Below are 13,286 nucleotides of genomic sequence, written 5' to 3' on the forward strand. Positions count from 1 at the left end.
ACACCCATACTTCGAAGGTACATTCATGGTTGACGCTGCCCATCAAGACACTGACCTCGCGGCGGAGCTGCGCGCCGACGTCCGGCGTGTGTCCACGCTGCTCGGCGAATCGCTGGTGCGCCAGCACGGCCCCGAGCTCCTCGCGCTGGTGGAGCAGGTCCGCCTGCTCACCAAGGAATCCAAGGAAGCCGCGCGGGGCGGCGCCGATGCCACCGGTCCGTGGAGCGCGCACGACGTCGTGGCCCAAGTCCGCGAACTGCTCGCCTCCCTGCCCCTGGACCAGGCGACCGATCTGGTCCGCGCCTTCGCCTTCTACTTCCACCTGAGCAACGCCGCTGAGCAGGTCCACCGGGTCCGCGGGCTGCGCACCCGCCAGGAAAAGGACGGCTGGCTGGCCAAGGCCGTCACCGAAATCGCTGAACAGGCCGGTCCGCAGACGCTGCAGGAAGTCGTCAACCAGCTGGACGTCCGCCCCATCTTCACCGCCCACCCCACCGAGGCGTCCCGCCGCTCCGTGCTGGACAAGGTCCGCAAGCTCTCCGATGTGCTGGCCCAGGCCACGGACGAGGGAACGTCCGCGCGGCGCCGCCAGGACCGCCAGCTGGCCGAAATCATCGACCAGATGTGGCAGACGGACGAGCTCCGCCAGGTCCGGCCGACCCCAGTGGATGAGGCCCGGAACGCCATCTACTACCTGAGCAGCATCCTCACGGACGCCATGCCGGAAATGCTCACCGACTTCTCCGAGCTGCTCGCCGAACACGGCGTGGAGCTGCCGGCCCGGAACGCGCCCATCCGCTTCGGTTCCTGGATCGGCGGGGACCGCGACGGCAACCCGAACGTCACCGCAGCCGTGACGCGGGAGATCCTGCAGCTGCAGAACGCGAACGCCGTGCGCATCAGCATCGCCCTGATCGACGAGCTCATCTCCACGCTCTCGAACTCCACAGCCCTGTTCGGTGCGGACCAGGAGCTCTTGGACTCCATCGCCGTCGACCTCAAGAACCTGCCCGGCCTGGACAAGCGCGTCCTGGAGCTGAACGCCCAGGAGCCGTACCGCCTGAAGCTGACCTGCATCAAGGCCAAGCTCATCAACACCGGCCGCCGCATCGCGGCCTCCAGCTACCACGAGCCGGGCCGCGACTACGCTGCCACCTCGGACGTGCTGGCCGAGTTCGGGCTGCTCGAAACGTCGCTGCGCAACCACGCGGCAGGGCTCGCCGCCGACGGCGCCCTGGCCCGCGTCCGCCGCGCCATCGCCTCCTTCGGCCTGCACCTGGCCACCCTGGACATCCGCGAGCACGCCGACTACCACCACGACGCCGTCGGGCAGCTCATGGACCGGCTCGCCCTGGGGAAGCCTTACGCCTCGCTGAGCCGTGAGGAACGCTTCGAGGTCCTGGGCGCGGAACTGGCCTCGCGCCGTCCGCTGTCCGGGCACCCGATCAAGCTGGACGGCACCGCGGACGGAACGTACGACGTCTTCCGCAGCATCCGCCACGCCCTGCACACTTACGGCCCGGACGTGGTGGAGACCTACATCATTTCCATGACCCGCGGCGCCGACGACGTCCTGGCCGCCGCGGTCCTGGCACGCGAGGCCGGCCTCATCGAGCTGTTCGGGGCCCGGCCGCACGCCAAGATCGGCTTCGCGCCCCTGCTGGAAACGGTGGAGGAACTGCGTGCCTCGGCAGAAATCGTGGACCTGCTGCTCTCCGACCCCTCATACCGCGAGCTGGTCCGGCTCCGCGGCGACGTCCAGGAAATCATGCTGGGCTACTCGGACTCCAACAAGGAATCCGGCGTGATGACCAGCCAGTGGGAGATCCACAAGACCCAGCGCAAGCTGCGCGACGTCGCCGCCAAGCACGGCGTGCGCGTGCGCCTGTTCCATGGCCGCGGCGGTTCCGTGGGCCGCGGCGGCGGACCCACCTATGACGCCATCATGGCCCAGCCCAACGGCGTGCTCGAAGGCGAAATCAAGTTCACCGAACAGGGCGAGGTGATCTCGGACAAGTACTCCCTGCCGGAGCTTGCCCGCGAGAACCTTGAACTGTCCCTGGCCGCAGTGATGCAGGGCTCGGCACTGCACCGCGCCCCACGCACCTCCGAGGACGAGCGTGAGCGCTTCGCCCACGTCATGGAGACCATCTCGGACGCCGCGTTTGCGCAGTACCGCACGCTGATTGACGATCCCGATCTGCCGGCCTACTTCCTGGCCTCCACCCCCGTGGAGCAGCTGGGGTCGCTCAACATGGGTTCGCGCCCGTCCAAGCGCCCTGATTCCGGCGCCGGCCTGGGCGGCCTGCGGGCCATCCCGTGGGTGTTCGGCTGGACGCAGTCGCGGCAGATCGTGCCGGGCTGGTTCGGCGTGGGCTCAGGCCTGAAGGCCGCCCGCGAGGCCGGGAACACGGCCGAGCTCGTCGAGATGATGGGCCGCTGGCACTTCTTCCAGTCCGTGATCTCCAACGTCGAAATGACGCTGGCCAAGACGGACATGGACATCGCCGGGCACTACGTGTCCTCGTTGGTCCCGGAAGAGCTGCACCGCCTGTTCAAGGTGATCCGCGAGGAATACGAGCTCACCGTGGCCGAGGTGGAGCTCCTCACCGGCGAAACCGAGCTGCTGGAAGCCCAGCCCACGCTGAAGCGCTCCCTTGAGATCCGCGACCAGTACCTGGATCCCATCAGCTACCTGCAGGTGGAGCTGCTGCGCCGCGTGCGCGAGGCTTCCATCTCCGGCGCCGAGATCGACGACCGCCTGCAGCGGGCCATGCTCATCACCGTCAACGGTGTGGCCGCCGGGTTGCGGAACACCGGGTAGGCCCTTTCCTCTGCCGCGCGAACGGGCAGTTGATGCCCCTTGAACTCCGGTTTTAGGGCATCAGCTGCCCGTTCGCGTAGCGCTAGGGTTGATGGATGCCGTCTTTCCAAGCCAAGTTGAAGGTCACCGGGCTCAAGCCGGGCAAGCCGCCGGAGGCCGTGATGGCGGCCGCCGTGGAAGCCCTGGAAACGCGGCACCACGTGGAGTCGAGCCAGCTGGACATCGTGGGCGGCGTCCCGCAGATCAGCCTCCGCTTCCTGGTGGAGGCGCGCGACTACCGGGGCGAGAACAGCGAGGCCCGCGAGTCGGCCGCCATGATGCGCGACGCCGTCGAACGCGTTGCGCTGACAGGGAACCTTTACGTGCTGCGCCGCAGCCGCGGCAAATGGGCGCCTGTCTGAGGGCGGGGATAGGATCTCTGGGAACCCAGCTTCCCGAACGATCCTGAAAGAACCGCATGCCGCACCTTGATGCCACCCTCCCCCTCGCAACCCTGCCGCAGATGCTCCTGGACGTTGCCGCCGTTGAGCGCAACATCGGCATCAAGGAGGCCTGGACGCGGGACCACGGCATGGTGCTGGCCCCGCACATCAAGACCACCATGACTGGGGAGATCGTCCGCCGCCAGCTGCCCGGCTCCTGGGGCGTGACCGTGGCGACCACCGCCCAGGCCGCGCAGGCCATCGAGTGGGGCGCAACCCGGATCCTCATCGCGAACGAGATGCTGTTCCGCGGCCACCTCGAGCAGCTGCGTGCCTGGCTGGCGGCCGCGCCGGAACTGGAGATCTACTGCCTGGCCGATTCTGCGGCGGGCGTGCGGGCCATGGCCGAGGTGTTCGACGGCGCGCCCCGGCCCTTGAACGTGCTGATCGACGTCGGAACCCCCGGCGGCCGCACCGGCATCCGCAGCGAAGCCGAGGCAGGCCCCCTGGCCGCGGAGATTCTCGCCGCCGGCGGGCTGCTGCTGGCCGGCGTCAGCGCCTACGAGGGCGTGGCACCGAACACCCGGACCGAGGAAAACCTGGCCGGGATCGATTCACACTGCCGCCTGGCCCGCGACATTTTCGATGAACTGCACCCCGGCTTCGAGGTGGAGCTGCCGGTCTTCAGCAACGGCGGCTCGGCGTTCCAGGACCGTGCGGCCGCGTTCCTGCCGCGCAAGGCCTCCGTCAACGTGCTGCGTTCGGGCTGCTACGTGGTGCACGACCATGGAACCTACCAGGGCGTCTCCCCGGTCCCCGGCCTCACCGCCGCGGCGGTGGTCCGGGCGCTGGTGATCTCCGCCCCGGAAGCCGGGCGCGTGGTCCTGAACGCGGGCAAGCGCGAGCTCGCGTACGACGCCGGACTGCCGGTGATCGTGGCCCGGTACCGTGACGGGGAGGTGCTTGCGTCCGGTGCAGGCGCCACCCTGACCCGGCTCTTCGACCACCACGCCATCGTGGACGACGCCGAAGGCCTGCAGATCGGCGACGTCGTGGACCTCGGCATCTCCCACCCCTGCTCAGTCTTCGACCGCTGGCGCGACGTAGTGGCGGTCAGCGACGACGCCGTCGAGACCTGGCACCCGGTCTTCTGAGAGATCGCTCCCGACAGCAGGCATCCGGAAGCGTGCGTCTAAGCGAGGAACGAGCGAGCACGCGGAGGATGGCGGCTGTCGGGAGCAGCCGCTACATACCGGGCTCGTCCGCCGGCTCATCAACAGGCGACCGATTCCCGCGCCTGCGCGTCACGATCACGCCCACCACCACGCCGATCAGCAGCCCTACACCGACGCCGATCAGTGAGCTCGCCCAGAACGGCAGGCCCGTCGTCGATCCGGCGAAGTAGCCCAGCCCGGTTTGCCACGCCGCCCACAGCACGCCGCCGATCGCGGCGCAGAGGCTGAACCCGCGGACCGAGACGTCGGCGATTCCCGCGCCCGCCGACGTCGCGAGCCTCCCGCCGGGGATGAACCGGGCACCGATGATGGCGCCGTACGTGGAGGAGCGGCCGGCCTTGGCGATGGCCTGGTGAATTGCCCGGTGGACGCGGCGGCCCCACGCCCAGCGGTCCAGCACGTGGCCGAGACGGCGCTTGAACAACTCGAAGACGGCCATGTCTCCCACCCAGGACGCGACCGCAGCCAACACCCCCACCAGCCAGGGGTTGACCGTGCCCTCGGCTCCGAGCGCGCCGCCGGTGATCACCACCATTTCGGACGGTACCGGCGGGAAAATGGCATCGCCGAGCACCACGGGGATGATCCAGAAATAGATCATGGTTCCCCAGCCTTCGGCGGTGGTCAGGTCCATGGGCACAAATTACCGCACATTGATGCCACGGCAGGCATGGCGTGCAAAACTGGCGCTATGCGCATCGAAATCGTGCAGGGAGACATCACCGCCCGCGACGTCGACGCGATCGTCAACGCCGCCAATTCGTCCCTGTTGGGTGGCGGCGGAGTCGACGGCGCCATCCACAGGGCCGCGGGTCCCGAACTCCTTGCCGCGTGCCGGGAACTCCGGAACACCACACTGCCCGGCGGGCTCCCGGTGGGCCACGCCGTCGCGACACCGGGCTTCCGTTTGCCGGCCCGCTGGGTCATCCACACGGTGGGACCCAACCGGCAGGCCGGCGAGACCGACCCCGCCCTGCTGGCCTCCTGCTTCAGTGAGAGCCTGCGCGTGGCGGCGGCTCTGGGCGTACGCTCGATCGCCTTTCCGGCGGTGAGTGCGGGCGTCTATGGCTGGGACGCGCGGCAGGTTGCGGAAACAGCGTTCTACGCCGTTGGCGGCTTTGCTGCCGACGTACCGGAGAGCGGCATTGAGTTGGTGGAGTTCGTGCTGTTCAGCCCGGAAATGGTCGAGACGTTCCGGCGCGTGCGGGAAGGGTAGGGCACGCAGAATCCACCTGTGCCGCTCAATAGAATGGCTCTATGCCGACCACACGGTGCGGTCGTCGCCCGCTTGGATGATGGCTGCTCGGAACAGGCGACAGTTTATTGACGCAGTCCTGAGTGCGAGAGCTCAGCCCGCTTGGGGAGCGGCGCTGCCCGTTGTTGGCGCCGTTGATGCGCGGGCGTGGCCCAGGTGGCGGCCGGCACGGAAGTACCAGTAGGGCCAGGCAACCCAGCCCGCAGCTCCGAGCATGGCACCGATGCCGGTGACCGTCCAGCGCAACACCTCCGGGCCGGGAAGGACTGAACCGAGGCCGACAATCGGGAGCCCGATCAGCAAGGCCGCGCCGATGAACCGTCCCAGTTTGGCAAGGTCCTTCGGGAAGCCTCCACGCTTGAGGAGTTCCCGGTGGGCCACCAGGAACCAGATTGCCTGAACCGTCATGGCGGTGACGCTGATGATGGTTGACGGGACGAAGTCCAGGACCTTGAAGACCAGCAGGAACGAACTGGCCGAGCCCGCCACGCTCGCGGCAACCACAACCCACTTCAACGGTGCGGTCCACGAGGTTTCGGGCAGCCTGCGGTGTACCTGCAGGATCACCGGGATGACCAGAAGGTTGAAGACACCGCCGAGCGCGTCATTGGTGGTGCCGAAGATGAACGGGCCACCCCTCGGGACTTCGAGTGCGAACATGGCGCCCAGCGTGGCAACGCCCGCCGCGCCTACCGCGGAGGCGGCGTAGGCAAAGGCCGACGCCGAGTGGTCTCCCGGGAGTTCGACGAGCTGGATGCTGCTCTGTTTCTCCATGGATCCTCCTGGAGTCCAAGGCGCTGGAACCCAGCGCACGGCTAACGATCCCAGCAGTCCCATGGTATTCCCGGAGGCCGTTCAGGGGGAGGGGTGGCCGTCATCCTAACCGCGGCTCAGTCGGCCAGTACCTGGAACATCACATGGTCCTGCCAGCGGCCTGCGATCTTGAGGTACTGCGGCGCCATCCCGTAGCGCTCGAAGCCGTTGCGCTCGAGAACCCGTTGTGAAGCGGCGTTGTGGAGGAGGGTTTCCGCCTGTAGCCGGTGCAGGCCGAGCTCCCGGAAGGCAAGCTCCTTGACCTCGGCGACGGCGGCACTCGCCAGGCCGTGCCCGTTGTGACTCCTGCCCACCCAGTAGCCGATGCCGCCCGACTCCAAGGCACCCCTGAAGATGCCGCCGATGTTGATCCGGCCCACCAGCCCGCCGTCGGCGTCGGTGATTGCGAGGGGGACCATAGTGCCGGCGTCGTGGCTTGCAAGCGCCTGCTGCAGAAGCCCGTGCTGGGTTTCCTCGGTGAAGAAATCGTCCTCGCGCAGAGGATCCCACGGTGCCAGGAAGTCCCGGTTTTCACTGAGGACCCTGGCGAGGACCGGGGCATCTTGCAGGGTCATGAGTCGAGTGATTGCCATGGGGGTCCTTCCGGGCGTCAGTGGGCTTCGCTGAGCTCCAGCTCGCTGCGGTATTCCACCGGCTGCTTGCTGATGGGGTCCACGAAGCGGATGCCGCGGGCCAGCAGCTGCAGCGGCTTGGCGTAGTCGTCCGGGGCCTTGTCCAGGAGGTCGGGGTAGAACGCGTCGTTCACGATGCCCAGCCCCAGCGAGGCCATGTGCACGCGCAGCTGGTGGGTCTTGCCGGTGCGCGGCTCCAGCCGGTACAGCGCGCGGCGGGCCGCGCCTAGGCGGGAACCGCCTGGCTGACCGTCGCCGGCGTCGGGCATTCCGGCGTCGAACGCTTTCAGCTGCTCAATGCGGGTTTCCGCGTTCGGCTCGCCGTCGATCACTTCGGCCAGCAGGTAGCTGCGGGATTTGGTCATGCGGTTGCGCACGACGGCGGGGAACTCGACGGCGGGGTACCCCGGCGCGGGTGCGGCGGCCGAGACGCACTCGTACTCCTTCTGCACCTGGCGCTTCTCGAACAGGACCTGGTACTTGCCGCGCGTCTCGGGGTTGGTGGAGAGCAGCAGCACGCCGGCGGTCATGCGGTCCAGGCGGTGCATGGGGATCAGGTCCGGGAGCTCGAGCTGGTTCCGGAGCCGGACGAGCGCGGATTCCTGGATGTAGGTGCCGCCCGGCGTGGTGGGCAGGAAGTGCGGCTTGTCCACCACGAGGAGGTGCTCGTCCTGGTGCAGGATGCTGAGCTCCACCGGCATGCGGGTCTCGGGCGGGAGGGTCCGGTAGTACCAGATGAAGGTGTGGTCCTCGAGCTTGGTGGCCCGGTCCAGGGGGACGCCGCCCTCGCCCACGATCTCGCCGGCGTCGAAGCGGTCCTCGATGCCCTGGGGATCGATGTGGCCCCAGCGGTGCATCATGTAGTCGATCGCGGTGTCCCAAGGCCCCTCGTCCGGGAGGCGCAGACGGGTGGCGTTGACGCCGTCGCGCACGGGGAGGGGGGATTGCATCACCGGTCCATTCTACTTTGGTGTGCGGGTGCCGCGGTGCGGGCGCTGCTGCCGGAGGCGGCCGGCGCTGCGCCTGCCGGCCGGCATCGCGCCGCCGCCGTTTCGATGGTTCCCTTCGTACCAGATGCTGCCCAACACCGAATGCCCAGGGAATCATCGAGCCGGGAACCGACGAGGAAAAAGTTCTTGACAATAAAAGTTGTCGGCAGGCAGAATGGAAGCATGTTGGACATCGAAGTGATCGAGGACCCGGCCGCGGCGGAAGCGTCGCTGGACCCGATCCGCACGCGCATCCTCCGGGAGCTCGCCGAACCGGCGTCGGCCACGCAGCTCGCCGCCAAGGTGGGCCTGCCGCGCCAGAAGGTCAACTACCACCTCAAGGCCCTCGAGCGGCACGGCTTGGTGGAACTCGTGGAGGAGCGGAAGAAGGGCAACGTCACCGAACGCATTGTGCGCGCGACGGCGGCGTCGTACCTGATCTCGCCCGTGGCCCTCGCGTCCGTGGCGCCGGACCCCCGCCGCTTCGCCGACCGCTTCTCCGCCTTCTGGCTCCTGGCGCTCGCCGCCCGGACCGTCCAGGAGATGGGCAAGCTGATCGCCGGTGCGGCCGCCGCCAAGAAGAAGCTCGCCAGCTTCGCGATCGACGGCGAAATCACCTTCCGTACGGCCGCCGAACGCGCCGCCTTCGCCGAGGAGCTCGGCGTGGCGGTGACGCGGCTGGTAGACAAATACCACGACGGCGGATCCGGCGCTTCGGCGGGCGGCGGGCGCAAACACCGGCTCGTCGTCGTACTTCACCCCGCACTCAAGGCAAGCCCATCGGACAAAGCAGCAGAAAAGGACCAAGGCAATGACTGACAACCGCGAATTTGAAATCGTCTTCGATGGCGAAGTCCCCGCGACGCCCGAGCGCGTCTGGGAGGCCGTCACCAACGCCACCGCCGCATGGCTGTTCCCCAATGACGGCTGGGAATCGGTCAACACCGTGGAGGAGTACCCCAACCACCTGGTCAATCGCATGGAGGGGCCGGACGGCTGGTTCAACCAGCTGGAGCACGTGATTGAACCGCTCGACGGCGGCCGCGCCAAGCTCCACTACGTCCACAGCGGCATCTTCGCGGACAACTGGGACGAGCAGTACGACGGCGCCAGCAAGCACACCGCGTTCTACCTGCACACCCTGGGCCAGTACCTGCAGTACTTCGACGGCCAGCCCGTGGTCTTCACCGACATCCAGGGGCCCGCCGCCTCGCAGGTCCCGGACGGCTTCGTGGCCTTGAAGCGTGCGCTCGGCGTCGACGGTGCTGCCGAGGGGTCCGTTGTGGAGCTGGATGTCGACGGCGTGGGGCGCCTGAGCGGCGAGATCGACTTCTCCAACGAGCACTTCCTGGGCCTGCGCACGGCCGATACGCTCTACCGCTTCTTCGGCCGCAACTCCTTCGGGGCTCCCGTGGGCATGACCGTGCACCAGTTCGGCGGCAGCGGCGACTCCGAGGCCACGGCCAAGGCCTGGGGTGGATTCCTGGAGAAGGTCTACGCCTAGGGTCACCTGCGCTTTCCGCACCCAACTGGGTAGCAGTAGGTGTCGTTTTGAGCGCTCAAAACGACACCTACTGCTACCTACTTTGGGGTTAAGGGGAGGCTAGGCGGCCCAGGCCCAGGCGCGGGCCACTGCTTCGAGGGATGCCTCGTAGATGCCCGCCCAGTCGGTCCCGGGTGCGTCCATCTGTGCCAACTCCAGGCTCACCAACCCGTGGACCTGCCCCCAGATGCACATCGCTACGAGCTCAGGATCGTCGTTCCGGACCGACCCGGCCGCCTGCGCGGCAGCCACGGATTCCACCAGCGGGAGCATCGCCTCGGAGGCGACGGCCGGCGTCGGGCTGCAGTCCACGTAGGCAGCCAGTGCGCCGCCGAACATGAGGCGGTAGAGCGCCGGATGCTCCAGGGCCCAGGCGCGGTAGGCCCGGCCCAGGGCCAGCAGTCCGCCGCCCTGCGCAAGGCGCTGGGACTCGCCGAAGGTGCGGAAACCGTCGTCGACGGCGGCCGTCAGCAATTGCGACTTCCCGCCGAAGAGCGAGTAGATCGCCGTGGTGGATGTGTCTGCAGCGGCTGCAACATCCCTGAGCGTGACGCGGGCGGGGCCGTCCCGGTCCACGAGTTCGGCTGTTACCGCCAGGAGTCGCTGCTGGACGAGGTGATCATGAACGATGGGTCTTGCCATACCTCCAAGTGTTTCATAACATTGTTTCATAACGACGTTATGAAACTGGAAAACCAGGAACCGAAGCGTTCCCCATTCGAAGGATTCACATGGCACAGGAAATCTTCCCGGGCCGCTTTACGGCGGATATCGGGCGCGAAACAGTGACCGTCTTCCTCATCGGAATGCGGGCGAACCGCTGGTGGAAGACGGGCAAAGTGGCACGCGTGGCGTCGGCCATGCCCCGAATGATGCAGCACCTCGCCGCCAACCCCGACGCCGGAATGCTCGGCTCCGAGCAATGGTTCGGGCGGACCACCATGCTGCTCAGCTACTGGGAGAGCCCGGAACACCTGCGGCGTTTCGCCGCGGACAAGGATTCACCGCATCTGGGGCCCTGGCGGAAGTTCATGAAGGAAATTGCCGGCAGCGGGGACATCGGCGTGTGGCACGAGACGTACCAGGTGCCGGCGTCGGGCATTGAAGTGGTCTACAACGGCATGCCGGAATTCGGGCTGGCCAAGGCAACCTCGCACGTGCCGGTCGGTCCGGGCATCAATACGGCGAAGCAACGGATGGGCCACGCGGCGGTGCCGGGGCACGGGCGGGGATAAGACCAGGCGACGCCCGGCTCAGGCGATCGCCGCGATCTGCGGTTCCTTCAGGGTCCGGCGCAGCTGCGGCGAAGCGTCGAGCCGGGCTTGCGCGGCGCTCAGGGCCCGGACCGCGGTCTCGAGCTGCGCCGGGGGGAGCGTGAACGGCACCCGCAGGTACTGTTCGAAGGCCCCGCCGGCGCCGAAGCGCGGCCCGGCGGCCAGGCGGATGCCGAAATCGGGAGCGATCACGGTCAGCGCGGTGCTCGACGGCGTGGGCAGCCGGCACCACACTGTCAGCCCGCCGCTCGGCCGCTCCGGCTGCCAGTCCGGCAGGTGCTCCGCCAGCAGTTCCAGGAGCGCGGCCCGGTTCCCGCGCAGCATGGACAGCCGCGCACCGAGGGGCTCTTCAAACGACTGCACCAGCCGTGCCGCCGCCAACTGCTCGACGACGGGACCACCCAGGTCCATCGTGGTCCGCGTGGCGATGAAACGGCTAAGCATCTCGCCGTCGGCGCGGATCCAGCCGGTCCGCAGCCCGGCCCAGTGCGACTTGCTGAGCGAGCCGATGGACACCACGGCGGGGCTGAAGGCCGCCAGCGGCGAGGTGCTGCCGCCGTCGAGGTTCAATGCCCGCAAGGTCTCGTCCACCACCAGCACGGTGCCGGACGCCGCCGCGGCGCGCACCAGCCGGCGGCGCTGGAGATCGGACATGAGCCGGCCCGTGGGATTGTGGAAGTCCGGGACGAGGTAGGCCATGGCGGGCCGCTGCTGCTGCAGGGTGGCCACCATGGCGTCGATGTCCCAGCCCGCGTTCCCGGCGGCCGCGCCCTTCCCCTCGGGTCCCGTCCCCGCCGGTCCCGTCCCGACCGGCGGCAGCGGCACCGGCAGGATCCGCGAGCCGGAGGCGCGGATGGCGTCGAGTGCGTTGGGGTACGTGGGGTGGTCCACCAGCACCTTCTGCTGCCGTCCCGCGAGGGTGCGCAGCACGATGTTCAGCGCATGCTGCGCGCCCGAGGTCACCAGGATCTGCTCCGCCGTGGTGGCCACGCCCGCCTCGGTGTACCGATCCGCGATGGCCTCCCGCAGCGCCGGGATCCCGACGGCGTCGTAGCCGAAGCCGGGCAGCAGTGCCGGCAGATCCGACAGGGCGTCCGCGAAAGCCCGGTGGACCACCTCGCCCGTGGCCGGAAGCGAGGCGTAGGCCAGGTCCAGGATCCCGTCCGGCAGGGCAATGCCCGGCGCGCTTACCGGGATGGTCCGGTGCGGAATGCCCGTGCGGCCGCGGCTGCCCTGGCCCCCGCTGAGGAAACCCTGCTCCCGCAGGCCCGAGTACGCGGCCGTCACGGTGGTGCGGCTCATCCCCAGGGTCTCGGCGAGGGCGCGCTCGCTGGGCAGCGCGACGTCCAGCGGGATGCGGCCGTCCAGGATCAGCAGACGCACGACGTCGGCCAGCTCACGGTAGGCGGGCGAGGCGCCGGTGTTCCAGGGACCGAGGAGCCGGGCCAGTGCCGTGGGGTTCAGGGAAGCGGACATAAGACCAGTATTGCAAACTGGCTATGGAATACAAGGCCAGTTTTCGGGGACCATGGGGTTCATGATGACCCGCAGAATCACCCAGCTCCTGATCGGCCTCGCGATGTATGGGATCTCACTGGCCATGTTCATCCGTGCCGGCCTCGGCCTGGACCCCTGGGATGTGTTCCACCAGGGCGTTGCAGGGCTGAGCGGGCTGAGCATCGGCACCGTGGTGATCGCCGTCAGCTTCCTGGTGCTCCTGCTCTGGATCCCGCTGCGGCAGAAGCCCGGCTTCGGGACGCTGGCCAACGCCGTCTTGGTGGGTGTCTTCGCCGACGTCGGGCTGGCCCTGATCCCCGCCTTCTCACACCTGGGCGGCCAGATCGGCATGCTGGCCGGCGCCGTGCTGTTGAACGGCATCGCCTCCGCCTGCTACATCGGTGCCCGGCTGGGCCCCGGTGCCCGCGACGGCCTCATGACCGGGCTGGCCCGGCGCACCGGCTGGTCCGTGCGGTTGTCCCGCACGCTGATCGAGGTTGTGGTCCTGGGCATCGGCTGGCTGCTGGGCGGCTCCGTGGGCGCCGGCACCGTGGTCTATGCCTTGGCGATCGGACCACTGGTCCAGCTGCTGCTGCCGCTGTTCACCGTGCCGGAAAAGACCAGGCCCGTGGCCGCCGAGGCGGAGCCTGCTGGGGCCGAACGCGGAACGGAAACGGAGGCCGCGGCGGCCGGGGCGGTTCAAAACTAGCCCCGTTCCCGACGCGCACTCCCCAGGGATGCGAGAATGCCTGTCGACACCGGAATTCCGGTGTCGACAGGCATTCTGCGCCTAGCCAGAGGC

The 13,286-nt window shown here is 68.4% G+C and carries 14 protein-coding genes; 8 read left to right on the top strand and 6 right to left on the bottom strand.

Annotated features, from left to right (window positions below; genetic code table 11):
- Positions 1-25: 25 nt before the first annotated feature.
- From ppc to NVV90_RS03210, 3 genes are all read left to right on the top strand, one after another.
- Positions 26-2,824, top strand: coding sequence for a phosphoenolpyruvate carboxylase (gene ppc, locus NVV90_RS03200; RefSeq protein ID WP_258439752.1), 2,799 nt, complete (start codon positions 26-28; stop codon positions 2,822-2,824).
- A gap of 95 nt (positions 2,825-2,919) precedes the next feature.
- Entirely contained in the window at positions 2,920-3,225 is a 306-nt protein-coding gene (locus NVV90_RS03205; protein WP_258439753.1) for a hypothetical protein, read from the top strand.
- 56 nt (positions 3,226-3,281) lie between these two features.
- Positions 3,282-4,400, top strand: coding sequence for an alanine racemase (locus NVV90_RS03210; protein WP_258439754.1), 1,119 nt, complete (start codon positions 3,282-3,284; stop codon positions 4,398-4,400).
- A 91-nt stretch (positions 4,401-4,491) separates the two neighbouring features.
- Here NVV90_RS03210 and NVV90_RS03215 read toward each other — a convergent pair whose 3' ends face one another.
- The gene (locus tag NVV90_RS03215; RefSeq protein WP_258439755.1) at positions 4,492-5,115 is read right to left on the bottom strand and encodes a DedA family protein; all 624 of its coding nucleotides are present in this window, start codon (positions 5,113-5,115) and stop codon (positions 4,492-4,494) included.
- Positions 5,116-5,172: 57 nt separating this feature from the next.
- On the opposite strand from NVV90_RS03215, the gene NVV90_RS03220 reads away from it, so the two are divergent.
- Positions 5,173-5,697: an O-acetyl-ADP-ribose deacetylase gene (locus NVV90_RS03220; protein ID WP_258439756.1), complete on the top strand. Its 525-nt coding sequence runs from the start codon at positions 5,173-5,175 to the stop codon at positions 5,695-5,697.
- A gap of 132 nt (positions 5,698-5,829) precedes the next feature.
- On the opposite strand, the gene NVV90_RS03225 is transcribed toward NVV90_RS03220, so the two are convergent.
- The 3 genes from NVV90_RS03225 to NVV90_RS03235 all read right to left on the bottom strand — a co-directional run bounded on the left by NVV90_RS03225 (position 5,830) and on the right by NVV90_RS03235 (position 8,131).
- Complete coding sequence (locus NVV90_RS03225) at positions 5,830-6,510, bottom strand: hypothetical protein (protein ID WP_258439757.1); 681 nt, start codon at positions 6,508-6,510, stop codon at positions 5,830-5,832.
- Positions 6,511-6,626: 116 nt separating this feature from the next.
- Positions 6,627-7,142 (bottom strand): GNAT family N-acetyltransferase, encoded by a 516-nt coding sequence (locus NVV90_RS03230; protein WP_258439758.1) that lies wholly within the window; start codon positions 7,140-7,142, stop codon positions 6,627-6,629.
- Between the two features lie 17 nt (positions 7,143-7,159).
- Positions 7,160-8,131, bottom strand: a complete 972-nt coding sequence (locus tag NVV90_RS03235) for a pseudouridine synthase (RefSeq protein ID WP_258441057.1) — start codon at positions 8,129-8,131, stop codon at positions 7,160-7,162.
- A gap of 222 nt (positions 8,132-8,353) precedes the next feature.
- On the opposite strand from NVV90_RS03235, the gene NVV90_RS03240 reads away from it, so the two are divergent.
- Positions 8,354-8,989, top strand: a complete 636-nt coding sequence (locus NVV90_RS03240) for a transcriptional regulator (protein ID WP_258439759.1) — start codon at positions 8,354-8,356, stop codon at positions 8,987-8,989.
- The gene (locus tag NVV90_RS03245; RefSeq protein ID WP_258439760.1) at positions 8,982-9,674 is read left to right on the top strand and encodes an SRPBCC domain-containing protein; all 693 of its coding nucleotides are present in this window, start codon (positions 8,982-8,984) and stop codon (positions 9,672-9,674) included. Before NVV90_RS03240 ends, NVV90_RS03245 begins: the two co-directional genes overlap by 8 nt.
- Positions 9,675-9,773: 99 nt before the next feature.
- Here the strand turns inward: NVV90_RS03245 and NVV90_RS03250 are convergent, their stop codons facing one another.
- Positions 9,774-10,355, bottom strand: a complete 582-nt coding sequence (locus tag NVV90_RS03250) for a TetR-like C-terminal domain-containing protein (RefSeq protein ID WP_258439761.1) — start codon at positions 10,353-10,355, stop codon at positions 9,774-9,776.
- Between the two features lie 89 nt (positions 10,356-10,444).
- Here NVV90_RS03250 and NVV90_RS03255 point away from each other — a divergent pair, with 89 nt between their 5' ends.
- Positions 10,445-10,948 carry a DUF4188 domain-containing protein gene (locus tag NVV90_RS03255; protein ID WP_258439762.1) on the top strand — a complete coding sequence of 168 codons (504 nt, stop codon included), beginning with the start codon at positions 10,445-10,447 and terminating at the stop codon, positions 10,946-10,948.
- Between the two features lie 18 nt (positions 10,949-10,966).
- Here NVV90_RS03255 and NVV90_RS03260 read toward each other — a convergent pair whose 3' ends face one another.
- Complete coding sequence (locus NVV90_RS03260) at positions 10,967-12,463, bottom strand: PLP-dependent aminotransferase family protein (RefSeq protein ID WP_258439763.1); 1,497 nt, start codon at positions 12,461-12,463, stop codon at positions 10,967-10,969.
- A gap of 61 nt (positions 12,464-12,524) precedes the next feature.
- Between NVV90_RS03260 and NVV90_RS03265 the strand changes: the two genes are divergently transcribed.
- The gene (locus tag NVV90_RS03265; RefSeq protein WP_258439764.1) at positions 12,525-13,193 is read left to right on the top strand and encodes a YitT family protein; all 669 of its coding nucleotides are present in this window, start codon (positions 12,525-12,527) and stop codon (positions 13,191-13,193) included.
- Positions 13,194-13,286 lie beyond the last annotated feature (93 nt).

Origin of the sequence: Arthrobacter sp. CJ23 (genome assembly GCF_024741795.1) — a bacterium.
Lineage (GTDB): Bacteria > Actinomycetota > Actinomycetes > Actinomycetales > Micrococcaceae > Arthrobacter.